The sequence below is a fragment of the Rhodoligotrophos sp. CJ14 genome (assembly GCF_038811545.1).
In the GTDB taxonomy this organism is placed as follows: Bacteria; Pseudomonadota; Alphaproteobacteria; order Rhizobiales; family Im1; genus Rhodoligotrophos; species Rhodoligotrophos ferricapiens.
Window position 1 is genome coordinate 1,862,977 of sequence record NZ_CP133319.1, and the last position, 14,863, is coordinate 1,877,839.

The 14,863-nt window shown below is 59.9% G+C and carries 16 protein-coding genes and 1 tRNA gene; 6 read left to right on the plus strand and 11 right to left on the minus strand.

Annotated elements, in window-relative coordinates; all coding sequences use genetic code 11:
- From RCF49_RS08650 to RCF49_RS08660, 3 genes are all read left to right on the plus strand, one after another.
- Positions 1 to 294: an RNA-binding S4 domain-containing protein gene (locus RCF49_RS08650; RefSeq protein ID WP_342643622.1), complete on the plus strand. Its 294-nt coding sequence runs from the start codon at positions 1 to 3 to the stop codon at positions 292 to 294.
- A gap of 204 nt (positions 295 to 498) precedes the next feature.
- Positions 499 to 837 carry a ferredoxin FdxA gene (gene fdxA, locus RCF49_RS08655; protein ID WP_342643623.1) on the plus strand — a complete coding sequence of 113 codons (339 nt, stop codon included), beginning with the start codon at positions 499 to 501 and terminating at the stop codon, positions 835 to 837.
- Positions 838 to 1,295: 458 nt separating this feature from the next.
- Positions 1,296 to 1,880: a CarD family transcriptional regulator gene (locus RCF49_RS08660; protein WP_342643624.1), complete on the plus strand. Its 585-nt coding sequence runs from the start codon at positions 1,296 to 1,298 to the stop codon at positions 1,878 to 1,880.
- Between the two features lie 75 nt (positions 1,881 to 1,955).
- Here RCF49_RS08660 and RCF49_RS08665 read toward each other — a convergent pair whose 3' ends face one another.
- Entirely contained in the window at positions 1,956 to 2,717 is a 762-nt protein-coding gene (locus RCF49_RS08665) for a thermonuclease family protein (protein ID WP_342643625.1), read from the minus strand.
- A 132-nt stretch (positions 2,718 to 2,849) separates the two neighbouring features.
- Between RCF49_RS08665 and RCF49_RS08670 the strand changes: the two genes are divergently transcribed.
- A tRNA-Arg gene (locus RCF49_RS08670) sits at positions 2,850 to 2,926 on the plus strand.
- Between the two features lie 118 nt (positions 2,927 to 3,044).
- Here RCF49_RS08670 and RCF49_RS08675 read toward each other — a convergent pair.
- The 5 genes from RCF49_RS08675 to RCF49_RS08695 form a co-directional block, all read right to left on the minus strand.
- Positions 3,045 to 3,830: an amino acid ABC transporter ATP-binding protein gene (locus RCF49_RS08675; RefSeq protein ID WP_342643626.1), complete on the minus strand. Its 786-nt coding sequence runs from the start codon at positions 3,828 to 3,830 to the stop codon at positions 3,045 to 3,047.
- A complete protein-coding gene (locus RCF49_RS08680) occupies positions 3,830 to 4,537 on the minus strand; it encodes an amino acid ABC transporter permease (protein WP_342643627.1) in 708 nt (235 codons plus the stop codon). The genes RCF49_RS08675 and RCF49_RS08680 overlap by 1 nt, the downstream gene beginning before the upstream one ends.
- 55 nt (positions 4,538 to 4,592) lie before the next feature.
- Positions 4,593 to 5,453: a substrate-binding periplasmic protein gene (locus RCF49_RS08685; RefSeq protein WP_342643628.1), complete on the minus strand. Its 861-nt coding sequence runs from the start codon at positions 5,451 to 5,453 to the stop codon at positions 4,593 to 4,595.
- A 27-nt stretch (positions 5,454 to 5,480) separates the two neighbouring features.
- On the minus strand, positions 5,481 to 6,719 hold the full coding sequence (locus RCF49_RS08690; RefSeq protein ID WP_342643629.1) for a M24 family metallopeptidase: 1,239 nt from the start codon (positions 6,717 to 6,719) through the stop codon (positions 5,481 to 5,483).
- Between the two features lie 87 nt (positions 6,720 to 6,806).
- Complete coding sequence (locus tag RCF49_RS08695) at positions 6,807 to 7,433, minus strand: cupin domain-containing protein (RefSeq protein WP_342643630.1); 627 nt, start codon at positions 7,431 to 7,433, stop codon at positions 6,807 to 6,809.
- 80 nt (positions 7,434 to 7,513) lie between these two features.
- On the opposite strand from RCF49_RS08695, the gene RCF49_RS08700 reads away from it, so the two are divergent.
- Together RCF49_RS08700 and RCF49_RS08705 are read left to right on the plus strand one after the other, a co-directional pair.
- Entirely contained in the window at positions 7,514 to 8,806 is a 1,293-nt protein-coding gene (locus RCF49_RS08700; RefSeq protein WP_342643631.1) for an NAD(P)/FAD-dependent oxidoreductase, read from the plus strand.
- A gap of 10 nt (positions 8,807 to 8,816) precedes the next feature.
- Positions 8,817 to 10,229: an amidase gene (locus RCF49_RS08705; RefSeq protein WP_342643632.1), complete on the plus strand. Its 1,413-nt coding sequence runs from the start codon at positions 8,817 to 8,819 to the stop codon at positions 10,227 to 10,229.
- Between the two features lie 56 nt (positions 10,230 to 10,285).
- On the opposite strand, the gene RCF49_RS08710 is transcribed toward RCF49_RS08705, so the two are convergent.
- Genes RCF49_RS08710 through RCF49_RS08730 form a run of 5 tightly spaced genes read right to left on the minus strand, consistent with a single transcriptional unit; the run spans position 10,286 to position 14,789 of the window.
- On the minus strand, positions 10,286 to 10,648 hold the full coding sequence (locus RCF49_RS08710; RefSeq protein ID WP_342643633.1) for a cupin domain-containing protein: 363 nt from the start codon (positions 10,646 to 10,648) through the stop codon (positions 10,286 to 10,288).
- A 27-nt stretch (positions 10,649 to 10,675) separates the two neighbouring features.
- On the minus strand, positions 10,676 to 12,061 hold the full coding sequence (locus RCF49_RS08715) for an NAD(P)/FAD-dependent oxidoreductase (RefSeq protein ID WP_342643634.1): 1,386 nt from the start codon (positions 12,059 to 12,061) through the stop codon (positions 10,676 to 10,678).
- Positions 12,062 to 12,096: 35 nt separating this feature from the next.
- Positions 12,097 to 12,888, minus strand: coding sequence for an ABC transporter permease (locus RCF49_RS08720; protein ID WP_342643635.1), 792 nt, complete (start codon positions 12,886 to 12,888; stop codon positions 12,097 to 12,099).
- A gap of 6 nt (positions 12,889 to 12,894) precedes the next feature.
- On the minus strand, positions 12,895 to 13,740 hold the full coding sequence (locus RCF49_RS08725; RefSeq protein WP_342643636.1) for an ABC transporter permease: 846 nt from the start codon (positions 13,738 to 13,740) through the stop codon (positions 12,895 to 12,897).
- Positions 13,740 to 14,789, minus strand: coding sequence for an ABC transporter ATP-binding protein (locus RCF49_RS08730; protein WP_342643637.1), 1,050 nt, complete (start codon positions 14,787 to 14,789; stop codon positions 13,740 to 13,742). Before RCF49_RS08730 ends, RCF49_RS08725 begins: the two co-directional genes overlap by 1 nt.
- Positions 14,790 to 14,863 lie beyond the last annotated feature (74 nt).

Consider the following 14,863-nt stretch of genomic DNA (forward strand, 5'->3'; position numbering starts at 1 on the left):
GTGGCGGGGCAGCGCATTGACAAGTGGCTCGTCTACGCCCGCTTGGTCAAAACGCGCAGCCTCGCTGTCGAGCTTCTCGAGCACGGACGCGTTCGCGTGAATCGCGAACGGATACGCAAGCCAAGCCACATCGTCGGTGCAGGAGATGTGCTGACCGTCTCGCTCCCCAGAGGCGTTCGTGTTTTGCGCATCCTGGCCTGTGGCGAGCGACGAGGCCCGGCCAGTGAGGCGCAGGGTCTTTATGAAGAACTCACCTCCTGCACCAGCGAGAGCGAAGGCTCGGGCAGCGAGTGAGGCCCAAATCCCATGTCTCGACCTCACTGGAGTGCATCTTGAGCCGCCGCCGCAAGCGCTTGGGCGCGAATTATGCGCGCGCCCATCATGCTGCACTTGCGTCCTCTGAGCACAGGGCACTAAACACGCTTCCGAGAGGCGCTTATCTGTCGCTCTGCGGCGAGCGCCAATGGACACGTGCGGAAAAGATCACCGGAGCCAAGGATGACCTACGTCGTCACCGACAACTGCATCAAATGCAAATACACGGATTGCGTCGAAGTCTGCCCCGTGGACTGCTTTTACGAGGGCGAGAACATGCTGGTGATCCATCCCGACGAATGCATCGACTGCGGTGTCTGCGAGCCGGAATGCCCCGCCGAGGCCATCAAGCCGGATACGGAGCCCGGTCTGGAGGAATGGCTTCAGCTCAATGCAGAATACGCAGCCAAATGGCCAAACATCACCACGAAGAAAGACCCTCTTCCTGAAGCGGAAGAAATGGATGGGGTCACAGGCAAGCTTGAGAAATATTTCTCCAGCGAGCCGGGAGAGGGTGACTGAACGCCGCACGTCACCTTTTTCGTGCGTTAAAGTCTCGGAACAGGTCCAAAAAGCGTCCTGATCATGCTTTCCGGCCGGAAAGCAGCCGATTCCTGCCGTCGAGCTCGAAGGTTAACGCTATTTGAAGCGATTATTGAACGGGGCTTCAAATTGCCCGGCGATTATGCTATAGTTTTTTTAGGTTAAGAAAACAACCACCCAGGAATGCAGCCGAGCTTCTCCGTGGCTCGGATTTTTTTCGCCAAACCTTGATCAACGATGTTTCGAGCTAGAGCTCTCTGGCGAGTAAAGTCCGAAGATCTGGAGAAAATCTTGGTGGTAAGACCTTTCCGCATCACGGTGAAAGGGTCCGAGCTGCTTTAGCAGCGAAGTACTAGATAGGTCGGGGCGACGCTTTGCGGCGTTACTGCGATCACTCCTGGGCACGACGATATTCAGGGCGGCGAATGGTGGAGAGTATGGCAGCACAAAAAAAATCAGATCGCAATCTCAAGTTCAAAGCTGACGAGTACGTGGTCTACCCGGCGCATGGCGTTGGCCGGATCGTGGATATCGAAGAGCAGGAGATCGCGGGTGCGCGGCTTGAGCTCTATGTGATCGATTTCGAGAAAGAGAAGATGCGGCTGCGCGTACCGACGAGCAAGGTTGATGCCGTCGGCATGCGCAAACTCTCCGACGCCGACAAGATCGAGCAGGCCTTGAAGATCCTGAAGGGCCGCGCCCGTGTCCGTCGGACCATGTGGAGCCGGCGTGCGCAGGAATACGAGGCGAAGATCAACTCGGGCGATATCATTGCCGTTGCGGAAGTCGTCCGTGATCTGTTCCGGTCCGATCGCCAGCCCGAGCAGTCCTATAGCGAGCGGCAGCTTTATGAAGCCGCGCTCGATCGCATGGCGCGCGAAGTGGCCGCTGTGAAGTCTCTGGACGAGCAGGCCTCGATCAAGGAGATCGAGACCCTGCTGCTGACGAGCCCCAAGCGGGCTAAGGCGGAGGGCGACGCTGACGCCGAGGCCGATGAGTCAGCCACGGAAGAAGCCGCCTGATCACGCCACAAATCGAAGTCAAATACTGCAAGGGCGCGGGATACCACCGCGCCCTTTTTGCTGAGATCGCGGTCTTCAGTCGAGAAGCTCGATTTGCTCCGGCACCTGAAGCGTGATCATTGGCCCGTTTCGCCGCTCGATGAAGCCGCGCACCCGAACCTGCTTGCCCCTGAGCTTTGCAAGATCAACCCCGGCCGCCTTCGCCTGCCGATACATGGCCGCCGTTGCCTTCCCGGTAAAATCCAGCCGCCAGTTTTCACCAAAGTTGAGAAACACTTCGGACTTTCCCACCGATACGGTGCTGACCACCCCCTCGATGATCTGAAAGCTGTCGGTTAATGACGAAAGCGCCTCGGGCGATCTCGCGGACCGCACCGCAAAGACGGGGTCCCCCCAAATGCCGCGCCGCGTATCTCTCGCCAAGGCCTCGGCCGCGAGCAAATCCTTGGCGCAGGCCTGTTCGCCAGGGACCGGCATCACCCTCGTCAAACCCTGCGCGATGAGCGCGCGCTGAGCCCAGATGCCATCCACGGTCTTGACCTGCACGGCAAGCCGCCCCCGCCGATCGGCCTGGTTGCTCCCGAACAGGCTGATCTCCGCCCCCTCGAGCAGGCCCGTAAGCGCGGCCTGCAGCCGTTGGCCATGCAGATTGATCCTAGCGGGTTCGTCAGGATAAGGCGGCTCCAATCCCGCCAATCGGAGCTTGCGGCCATCCGCCAGTTGGATCTCACCGAACGCGGCGACGGCGAGAACCCTGCCGTTCCCGAGCAAGCCCGCGCAATTCTCCTGCGCCTGGCCCTGCCCAGCGGTGGTCTGCACCAACGCAATTGCCGCCACTAGCCTAATCCAACGCCACAGCCCCATGACCACCTCGGCTCGCAACGGACTATCCCCATATCAGAGGTTTTGCTCCTCCCCAATTGGCGCTATAAAGCTTCCGCGCCACCTTCAAACGGTGTTATGCGACGCGTCCCGGTAGCTCAGCAGGATAGAGCGGCGGTTTCCTAAACCGTAGGTCAGGGGTTCGAATCCCTTCCGGGACGCCAATCCCCGATAATAGTTGGGAAGTTCGGCGGTGGCGCAGCTCGGCAGTCCATAGAGCGCGACCCCGCAGTCTCGCGGCTGCCGGGTCGTAGACCGTCAGCTAGACCAGGTGAATAGCTCTCATCCGCCGGAGCGCTGGATGGAGTCCATGAATTGCTTCAGCTCGACCGTTTGCGGACGCTCGAACAGCGCCTGCGCTGTCCCGCTTTCCGTAATCCTGCCGTTTGTGATGAAATGGACGCTGTCGGCAAGCGCCCGCGCAAAGGCCATTTCATGCGAGACGATCACCAGCGTCAGACCGGAGCCGGCAAGCTCGCGCATGGCCTCCAGCACATCGCCGACAAGCTGCGGGTCGAGCGCCGATGTCGGCTCGTCGAACAGAATGGCGTCGGGCTCCATCGCAAGCGCGCGGACAATGGCGACCCGCTGCTTCTGCCCGCCTGAGAGCTGGGCTGGATATTTGGCCTCGTGTTCGCCCAGACCGAACTGCGAAAGCAGGCGTCTGGCTGTGGCGATAGCGGACTGCCTGGATTGCCCCCTGACGATCACCGGGCCCTCGATGACATTGCCGAGCACCGTCATGTGATTGAATAGGTTGAAGTGCTGGAAGACCATCGGCATTCTTGCGCGAGCTTCACGCAGCTCCTGATCCGATTCAATCCGAAAATCACCCGCACTGCCTTCGCATAACGTCTTGCCGGCGAAGCGAACCGTGCCCGCATTCGGTCTCTCGAGAAAATTGATGCAGCGTAGAAGGGTCGACTTGCCCCCGCCGCTGGGCCCGATGATGAAGGCCACCTCACCTCTGGCGATCGTGAGGTCCACACCGCGAAGCACAGGCACGCCCTTGAATGCCTTTTCCAGCCCCTGCACCTGGATCAGCGGCGTGTCGTTCCTTTCGCCCATCACCTTACGCTCCCATCCGCGAGGCGGGTGGCGAGAGATGGAGCACGGAGATAGGCAGGGGTCAGCCACCACTCGACCATTTTGACGATGCGCGAGGCAACGAAGCTCATAACGAAATAGATGGCCGCCACCAGCAGGTAGATTTCCATGCTCTTGAACGTTGAGGCAATGATCATGCTGCCCTGCCTCAGCAGCTCGTTGACGGCAATGAACGAAACCAGCGAGCAATCTTTCAACAGCGCGATGAAATAGCCACCCATCGTGGGCAATGCCACGCGGAAGGCTTGCGGAAGAATGATGCGCCGATAGATCGTCGCGTTCGACATGCCGATCGACAACCCGGCTTCGCGCTGGCCGGTATCGATCGACATGATGCTCGCCCGGAACATCTCCGACATGTAGGCCGCGAGGTTGAGGCTCAGCCCGAGAACGCCAGCCCAGAAGGCCGGTAAGGAAATGCCGATCGTCGGCAGGCTGAAATAGATGACAAGCAGTTGAACGATCAGCGGGACATCGCGGAAGATCTCGACATAACCATTCAGCACAAGACGCAGAATGCGGGATCGGCCCATTCGCCCCAAGGCCACCAGCAAACCCAGAATGGTCGCGATCGCCATACTGACGATCGATAGCTGAATGGTGACCACCGCGCCTTCCAGGAGGCGCGGCAGATATCGCGGGGCGAGTACGAAGAAGAAGTCGTGCATAAGGCAGGCGTCCCGAAGTGCCCGGCTCAGGCCAGAGCCGGCCGGGCAGCTTTTGCTATTTCATCAGCTTGGTCTGGGTCTCATCCCACAGGCCGTAGCGCGTCAGAATCGCTTTTCGCTCGCCCGCATCCTCCAGCTTCTTTAAGGCTGAGTTGATCGCGGCCTCGAGGTCCGTGCATTCCGGACGCATGGCAATTCCGACGGCGCCCAGCCTGTAATCAGCCTTGCTCTCCGCCTCTTCCCACTCCTTGCCGGGCACGTAGAAGAGCGGCTCGCCGATGACGCGCAGATCCGAGTTTTCAGACATCTGGCCCAACAGCGTCGCCTGATCGAGGACCACCGCCTCAACCTGACCATTGCGCAGGGCCTGAAACGGCTCGCCGAAATTGTTGAAATCGAGCACCTCTCCAACGACGCTTTTTTCGGCGAGCGAATGGGCGACGATGGAATCCATGGAGCCCATGACCGAGGCGACCGTCTTTCCCTTCAAGTCCTCCGGCTTCTGATAGCCCGAGTCCTTCAGGACAATGATGCGGTCGTTATACATGAAGTAAGGATCGGAGAAGATGACGCCGCCTTCCTGCATGCGCTGCTGCGTTTTCGACATGGCCGACATCACCACGTCCCACCGCTCCGCCTTGAGACCAGGGATCAGTGTCGACCATTCCGTGACGACATACTCATATTTCGGAACGCCAATGTCCTTGGCGACGAAATCCATGATCTCCTTTTCGAGGCCTGTGTAGTTGCCCTTGTCATCCTGCCAGATCCACGGCTTCAGGCCCATGATGCCGACGCCGACCCGCAGCACGCCTGCGGATTTGATCGCGGGTAGACACTCGGCTTGAGCAGCCGCGCTCGAACCGAGCAGTCCCATGACCAGCCCGAGCGCGAGTATTTTCTTCAATGACTTCATCTCTCCCTCCTTATTTTGTTTTGGCGATTATTCGATCACAATCAGCTCGAAGGGCTGTTCCGAGAGCATATGCGCCGCGCTCTCCTCGAAAAGGAACGAGTCGATCGTGAAGTACTGCCCTTGATGAGCAGGCATGAAGAACTGGTTTTCGTAATTGACCGCGGTGCCCGGCTCGAACACACGGTCGGCATTGATGTCGGAAAGCGGGTCATAGACGAAATTGCCGACCCAGTCGGGGGGGAAGGCAATGCCCATTTCATAGCCACCAACCCAGCCGCGACGCTCCCACAGGCCTTCCTTTTGGAAATAATCCATCACGGTCGAATTGAAGTCCCGCACCGGCAGATTGGGCCGCAGAATGGAGCGGATCAAATCCATCGAATGGGCAATGCGGGAGGTCAGCTCGCGCACTTCAGCGCTTGGCTCTCCAATCGAGAAGGTGCGGGCCATGTTGATGTGATAGCGCTTGAACACGCCGGCCAGGTCGACCAGCACCAGTTCGCCATGCTGCATCTTACGGCGCGTGGACATGCCATGCAGAGCATTGGTTTTCGTGCCCGACAGGACCGGCATGGTGATGCCCGGGTTTTCACCGCCAGCCCGGGCCATTGCCCGAACCATCTCGCCATAGACGTCCAACTCGGAAACGCCCGCGCCGATCGTCTCTCTAGCGGCAGCCATGCCGATATTGGCAATGCGGGCCGCTTCCTTCAGGCACGCGATCTCGGCGGGGGATTTGACCCAGCGTTGCTCACGCAGCAGATGGGTTCCATCAACCACCCTGGCACCCGCTGAAACAAAGGCATCCTCCAGCTGATGGCTGATCACCCGATTGGGACGATAGCTCCAGAACTCCATCCCGACGGTGCCGTTCAGCCAGCCTTCGCGCTTCAGCTCCTGTGCGACGAAATCGGCACTGCCGCGCAACGCATTCCTGGGGAAGTATCTGGTATCGACCGAGCGCGTGAAGATGCGGCCCAGCACAGCCTCACGCTCACTGTCGAAGAGGATATAGTGGTCATGGTCCACATGGACCGCGATGGCAGAGGCCGCAGGCCACTGTTTCGGCGATTGCGCCTGATACCACTCGTTCTGATAGCCAGACAGATAATACATGCTCTCCGGCGCCATCAGATAGAGCATGTCGATCTTGGCATCAGCCATCCGGCGGCGCAGCCGCGTCAGACGATCCGCGAATTCCTCAGCAGTGAACGGAGCTTCGTTCTCGGGCTGGCTGTTGAAATAGACCTCGTCCCGATAGTCCATGCACACCTCCCAACGTCTGGTCCGGGAGGCCCCTCCCTCCCATTTTGTAGCCACATTAAAAACAACCCGGCCATTTTGCAATGATAACTAATAGAGAGGCGGAGTGATCACCCAAAGCACCTCTGTCTCGGACTGACCTGGGTTTGAAAACCGATGAGGAAGAGAGCTTCTGAAGCGGAAGCTGTCGCCCTCATGGAGGAGGTGCTTGCAGCCGTCGATCCACAATTCCAATGTGCCGCTGAGCACCAGCCCGGCATCTTCGCCTTTGTGGACATAATGCTCAGGTCCAGAGGTGCCGCCGGGGGAAATAATGACCAGCAGCATTTCGGTGGCGCCATCGAGGTCGGGCGTCAAGAGCTGCTTGGACACGCCATTCCGCGATAGAGATAATTGCCGACGTGCGCTTTTCCGGACGATCTTGCCCATCTCTTCCAGCGGCGGCTGCAAGCCGTCCTTGAAGAACTCTGCGGGCGCGACCCCCAATGCATCGCTGATTTGCCTGAGCGAGCGAATTGAGGGCGAGGCGACCCCGCGCTCGATCTGGCTGATCATTCCCACCGACAAATTCGCCTTCTGGGCCAGATCTGTCATCGACAGCTTGGCCGCCTTGCGCATTGTGCGCAATTGCAGCCCGAGCCACAGATCCGCTGCAGAAACCGTCTTGTTGGATGTATGCTTCACCGGCAGTTCCGCCTCATCAACATCCCTGACCATTTCAAACGCCTCCACGCTTTTAAGCCATGTTGCAAAGGGTCAGGGGAAATGCAAGATAGATCAGCGTGTCAGAGGTTTCCATGTCCCATCCGAATTCTCAGCATCAAGGCTCGCTTTGGTTGGACACGGCCCGTGAAGCATCTTGTCCGGCGGACGTCGCCAAGGGGGCATTGCGTGCCGACGTCGCTATAGTCGGCGCGGGCTATACTGGGCTCAGCTCCGCACTTCACCTGGCCGAGCAAGGACTTTCGGTTGCCGTGCTGGAGGCCGAGAAGATTGGCTCAGGCGCGTCCGGCCTGAATGGCGGGCAAGTGATACCGGGCTTGAAGCGCGATCCCGATGCTCTTGAACGCCAGTTCGGAGATAAAGGGCCCGGGATTATCGATGTGTTCGGCCGCGGACCGGACCTCGTCTTTTCCCTGATCGAGCGTCACCGGATCAATTGCAATCCGTCGCGACGTGGATGGATCTTGGCCGCGCATGCGCCGATGGCGATGGCCTCCATCAAGCCGCGTTGCGAGCAGTGGCAAGCGCGCGGTGCCGATGTCGCTTTGCTCTCCGCCAACGAAATCGCCGAGCTGACCGGCTCGGAAATCTATGCGGGCGGCATGATCGACCGGCGTGCTGGAACCATCCAGCCTCTGGCCTATGCACGAGGCCTCGCTCGGGCCGCACACAAGAACGGCGCGCAGATCTTCGAAAATTCGAGGGTTGAGGCCCTTGATAAGCGTGACGGAGCCTGGCGGCTCGGCGGGCGCGGTTTCGAAATCTCCGCAAAGCACGTGATCATTGCGACGGATGCCTATTCCGGTCGCCTGCTCCCCGCATTGGAACAGTCGCTCCTCATCGTCAGAAGCCTCCAGATCGCGACAGAGCCATTGACCGGCCGCGAATGGGCCGACATTCTCGGCTCCGGTGCGTGCCTGTCCGAAACGCGGAAAGTCGCGATCTACATGCGTCGCGATCCGGACGGGCGGGTCTTGATCGGCGGGCGCGGCCCCGTTGGCGAAGGCATGCCGAATGCGCTCTTCGAGAGTTTGCAGCGCCGGCTCGTTGGAATTTTCCCAAAGCTTCGTTCGGTCCCAATAACCCATAGATGGTTGGGACGGGTCAGCCTGACGCTTGACGAACTTCCGCATCTGCATGAGCCCGAACCCGGTCTTCACATTGGTTGCGGCTATAATGGACGGGGCGTTGCAGCCTCCACAACCATGGGCAAGATCATTGCTGATCGTATTGCCGGTGGCGCGCTAGCGGACGTGCTCCCGGCCACGAAGCTATCCGGCGTGCCCTGGCGTCTGGTGCGCCAGCCATTGCTTACGGCGGGGGTTCACTACTATAGGCTGCGGGACCGCCTTGGATTTGGTGCGTGAGGGCTAGAGGATGAGTGAACGACGGCAGATCCTTTCACGTTCGGCGACGGAGCTGGCGCGCCTCGTCCGGAACCGTGAACTATCCCCGGTCGAGCTCATCGATGCCAGCCTCGGCCGCATCGCCGAGATCAATCCGCAATTCAATGCGTTCACCGAGATCTATGGCGAAGAGGCGCGATACCAAGCGAAAGCGGCGGAAGCAGCGGTGCGCGCCGGCGAGAGGATTGGACCACTGCATGGCATTCCGGTCGCCTTGAAGGATATGACGCCCATCAAGGGCAAGGTGACCACTTTGGGCTCGCGCGCCTTCCAACACCACGTCCCATCCGAGGATGCCTGGATCGTCACGGCGCTTCGCCGTGCCGGAGCGATTGTGGTGGGCAAAACGACGACGCCTGAGTTTGCCTTCTCGAGCTTCACCCAAAGCCCGCTATTCGGAGTGACGCGCAATCCGTGTGATCCGGCCCGCACCTCGGGCGGCAGCTCAGGCGGCTCGGCCGTGGCGGTGGCAACCGGCGCCGTGCCGCTCGCAGAGGGGACGGATATGGGCGGATCGATCCGGATCCCGGCATCATTCTGCGGGATCGTCGGGTTGAAGCCGAGCCTTGGCCGCATACCTCTCGATATCCTGCCGAGTACCTTTGATAATATCTCACATTTCGGACCATTGGCGCGATCTTGCGCCGATGCGGCTCTGTTCCTCTCTGCCGCGCAAGGACCGGACGACTGCGATATTCAGTCGATCCCGAGTGGTTTCGACTATGACGGCTCGCTTGAGCTCGAGCCGCGCGGAATTCGCCTCGCCCTGTCCCTGGACTTTGGTTTCTATGCCATCGATCCCGATGTCAGACGCAATACGCTGGATGCTGCCGAGCGGTTGAGATCCGCCGGGGTCGTTGTTGAGCCCGTCGATTTGGGTTGGTCGCCCGAGATACTCGATATCTGGATGGACTATTGGCGTGTATTCATGGCCGCCTATTTCGCCGACGCCTACGACACGCAGGCCCCGGTTCTCGACCCAGCCGTCAAGGAGCTCATTGAGCAGGGCCGCCGGATCTCAGCAGTCCAGTACAAGCGGCTGGAAATTGGGCGCACCAGGTTCTGGAATTCCTTCCGCTCCGTGCTGCGGAATTTCGATGCCTTGATTTGCCCGACTATGGCTCTGCCGGCACCCGCGGCAACCCTGACCGACCGCGATTTCGGACGAACCGACGAGGAAGGCCGCTATCACGGCCTCGACATGACGGCGCCATTCAACTTGATCGGCCAGTGTCCGGCGCTTTCGGTACCAAGTGGGCTGACCCGAGACGGTCTTCCCACCGGGCTGCAGATCGTCGGGCGCCGGTTTGATGACCTTACGGTTCTCAAGTTGGGCGCTCTCGTTGAGAGCCTTTTCCAGATTGACTTTGTTGAGCGGATGTAAAATCCGGCGCGAGCAAATCCGGCATCATCTGCAGCCTGAGCGTCGAACCGCGGTTCTCAACGCGATGACGGGGAGTTGATGATGTAGAGTTTCCTGGTCTTCTCGTGAATGACCCATTCGCCACGCCATCCCAGGGGAAGGACGAGCATCTCACCCGGCCCCACCTCGCTGACATTGCCATTGGGGCTGTGAAGCGATACCCGGCCGGAAATAATGTGGCAGATCTCCGAATTGGTATCGCGCGAGGCCGAGAACCGACCGGGACTGCATTCCCATACACCAATCTTCGTCAGGCCGTCATCCGACTGCCATAAGACGCGGCTCGCCTCCACCTGATCGCCCGTGATCGAACTTGGCTTTGGCTTCGCTGGACCAAGCTCAATGGAAGACAAACTCTCGAAGGTGCTGAAGTCTATCATATCCTAAGCTCCCGTAATTCGCTGGAATCAGTGCCCGGTTATCTTATCGGCAAGAACAGCCAGTCGCGACGTTCGTGGCAAGCCGGCATGCTCGCGCCGATCGGCCATGTGATACAGCTGATACATAGAATGAACGCCAAGCCACCGCAGCGGCTCAGGCTCCCATTGGCGGACCGGGCGGTTTACCCAAGGCAGCCGTGTCAATTTTGTGTCTTGGCCGAGTATAAGGTCCCGAAGCGTCTGTCCAGCGAGATTGGACGTGGAGACGCCAAGGCCGACATAGCCTCCCGCCCATCCAAAGCCATTTGCGCGATCATATCCCACGGTCGCGCACCAATCGCGTGGAACGCCCAGCACCCCGCACCAGGCGTGCTCGATCGCGACGGCTGCGGTCTGCGGCAGCAGGCGGCTCAAAATGCCGCGCAACTGGTCGATCGTGGCCTGCTGCGTCTGGCCGCGGCTATCGGTGCGAGAACCATAGCGATAAGGCACCCCCCGCCCGCCCATGGCGATGCGCCCCTCACGCGTGCGTTGCGCGTAGCAATAGGCATGGGAATTGTCACCCAGAAGCTCATATCCGCTCCAGCCGATTTCATCCCAAAGCGAATTCGGCAGAGGCTCGGTGACGATGAGAGCGCTGTTCAGTGCAAGCCAGACGCGCTCGTGGCCAGGTATCCCCGCAGTGAACCCCTCGGTCGCCCGGATGACCACCGGCGCATTCACCGTGCCATGCGTGGTGGTGACTTTGCCTTTTTCGACTTGAGTTGCGGCCGTCTTTTCATAGATCGCAACACCCATCTTCTCGACGATGCAGGCAAGTCCGCGAACCAGCTTAGCAGGCTGAACCCGCGCCACGCTGTGAGTGACAAGGGCGCCCTTTAGGTCTCGAACCGCGATCCGAGTCGAGGCCTCTGCCGCGCCGATGAGCTCCAGACGCTCGCGCGGAACATCCCACTGCCTTGCCTCTTCCAGCCGCGCCTTCGCACGCTCGAGCTGCGCATCATTGGTGGCAACCGCCAGAGCATCCACTCTCTTGATGTCCGCATCAATCCCCTCCGCCTCAGCGATGGAGATGACCTCATCCACGGTCCCTCTCAAGCAATTCTGCATATCGATGACGCGGCCGCGATCCGAAGTTTTCAGGTATTTCTCTCGCGACCACGAGAACCCGCCGGTGAGCCAGCCGCCGTTCCGTCCGGATGCGCCGAAACCGGCAAATTCCCTCTCAATGATCGCGATCCGGATCGTAGGCTCCGCCTTCTTCAGATAGTAGGCGGTCCAGAGCCCAGAATAGCCCGCCCCGACGATGCACACGTCAACCTGCAGGTCGCCCGCAAGAGGGGCCCGGTATTCAGGCGCGCCCCCAATGTCGGCATACCAAAACGATATGTTTCCGTTGACCTTCGCGTTCATATGCTGCCCGCCGGATGATTGAGCCTCACCTGCGCCTATTCTTTCTTGGGGTTGACGAAGAGCTGCAAGCCCACCGTACGCTCGACGACGATCACCAGCATGAGCGTTATAAAGACCAGCAAGGTGGAGATCGCTGGCACCACCGGATCAGCGGCATCTCGAACGCGGCTGAACACTCTGACCGGCAGCGTGATCACGTCGGGCGAGATCAGGAAGAGGGTAACGGTCGCCTCATCGAAGGACAGAATGAACGTAAATATCAGCGCGGTGACGATCCCCGGCTTCATCAGCGGCAGAATCACCCGCCAAAAGGTCGTCCGCGAGTCGGCACCGAGGCTCATCGAGGCCTCAGCAAGGCTCGAGTCGATATTCTGTATGGACACGCTGATTGGCCGATAGGCAAACGGTACACACAGAATGATATGCACGAGCAGGATGCCGACCATCGTGCCACGCACGTGAAGCGTCAACAGAAACCCGAGCATGGCAATGCCAACCGCCGCGTGGGGGAAGATCAGGGGAGCGAACACCGCCATATCGATGAGCGCCCGCAGGCGGGGGCCTAGGCCATCGGTTGCAAGCACCGCGCAGATCGCGATCGCAGTGCTCAGAACCGCCGTGCCCGCAGCGATCATGGCGCTGACCGCAATGGGAATGGTCCACTCGCTGTTCGAGACGAGCTCGTAATACCAGGTGAGGGAGAAGCCCGAGGGCGGAAATGCCATAAACCGGTCGGGCGAAACCGAGATCGCCGCGATCAGCAGAAACGGCAGGGGCAGTATGGCCAGGAGCGCTCCATTGAGCAGCCGCCAAGAGATGCTCCGCATGATCGATTACCCCTTCATCCGGCGCCGGATCAGTGCTTCCGCCCACATGATGGGGATAACGGCTATCATGGTAGAGACGAACAGAATGACAGCCATGCCGGTCGCGCGATCGAAGTCGAAAAGCTGGATAATGTCTTCGTAGATATCGGTGCCGAGCATCCGGTCACGCACGCCTCCCAGCAGCAGAGGCGTCACGATCGCACCCGCGCATAGGATGTAAACCAGGGAGCAGCCGGAAAGGACTCCCGGCAACGACAGCGGAAACGTGACCCGGGCAAAGGTCTGCAGCCGTCCAGCGCCAAGGCTCATCCCCGCCTCGACGAGTTCCTCCTCCTGCTGCTGCAGCGTCGCAAGAATAGAGATGATCATGAATGGCATCAGGATATGTGTGAGCCCGATCACCACCGCATAGGGAGTAAACATGATCTTGGCCGGCTCTTGGAGGATACCCAATCCGAGCAGCAGGGCGTTGAGGGCCCCGCGATTGCCCAAGACGACCAGCCAGGCAAAGGTCCTCACCACGACGCTGGTCAGCAGTGGTGAGATGATCAGGATCAGAAGGAGATTGCGATGCTTGGCCTTCTGCAGAAAGAGCGCCACCGGATAGGAGAGGACCAAGCACAGAAGCGTAACGGCGGCGGCAACCCACATCGTACGGAACAGGACGGCGCGGGTCGCGGGCGACGACAGCAGCCTTTCGTACAGATCAAGCGACAGAATGCCCTCGGATGAGAACGAGGAGACGATCAGTCCGCCGATCGCAAAAAAGAAACCCAGGATCACCAGGAGAATTGGTGACATCAGGACGAGGCGCGCCGGGGGCGAGAGCAGGAGAGCCGAGCGCGAGGCCATCAAGCACCCGAAGCAGTGATTGGGCAGCAATGCTCGGCATCCACATCAAGATGCACGACCTCTCCAGCGCGCAGGCCAATGCCAGCCGACGATGGTACCGTCACACGCAGGCGCCGCCCCGAGAGAGCTTCGACCTGCAGGCGCACCATGGCACCGCCAAACTCCATTTCCGCGATTTTTGCGGCCAACCCCGTCTCGCTGACGAGCTTCACGTCTTCCGGCCGAACCGAGACTTGGATCTCTTGCTGTCCTGGCGCTGCCGTTGCCGGTAGCACCGGCCGGTTGAAATCCTCCAACACGAAGCGGTTCTCGATTCGCCTGGCTGTGAGCAGGTTGGTCTCGCCGACAAACTCGGCGACGAAGCGCGAGGCGGGTCTGCGATAGATCTCATCCGGCGCACCAAACTGCTCGATTCGGCCCGCATTGAACACCGCCACCCGATCCGACATCGCCATGGCTTCTTCTTGATCATGAGTGACGAAGACGAAGGTCGTGCCGGTGCGATGTTGCAATTGCTTCAGCTCCCCTTGCAACTGCCGCCGCAGTTTCAGGTCGAGCGCCGAAAGGGGCTCGTCCAGCAGAAGGACCGCAGGCTCGGTGACCAATGCGCGAGCCAGAGCGACGCGCTGGCGCTGGCCACCGGACAGCTGGAACACGCGTCTCTCCTCAAAGCCGCCAAGCCCCAGCAGGTTCAGTATGTTGGAGATCTTTTGACGGCTAACCTCCCGCTTTTCCCGGCGCACCGATAATCCGAAGCCCACATTTCCAGCGACCGTGAGATGCGGAAAGAGAGCGAGATTTTGAAACACCATCCCTATAGGACGGCGGAAGGGTTCAAGCCTGAGAATGGATTTGCCATCGAGGTGGACATCTCCCGATGTGGCACTTTCGAAGCCCGCGATGATGCGCAGCAAAGTGGTCTTTCCGCAGCCCGATGGGCCAAGAAAGGTTACGAATTCCCCCGAAGCAATATTGAGCGAAACCCCCTGCAGCGCCGTCACATTAGCAAAGGTCTTGGAGACATTCTCTATTGCCAACTCGCCTGCCATACGCCCCTCTCTCCCAGGGTAGCTTGGAGCGCCCCGCGCTGCTCGCCCCGCATCCGCACACGATCGGTAGATTG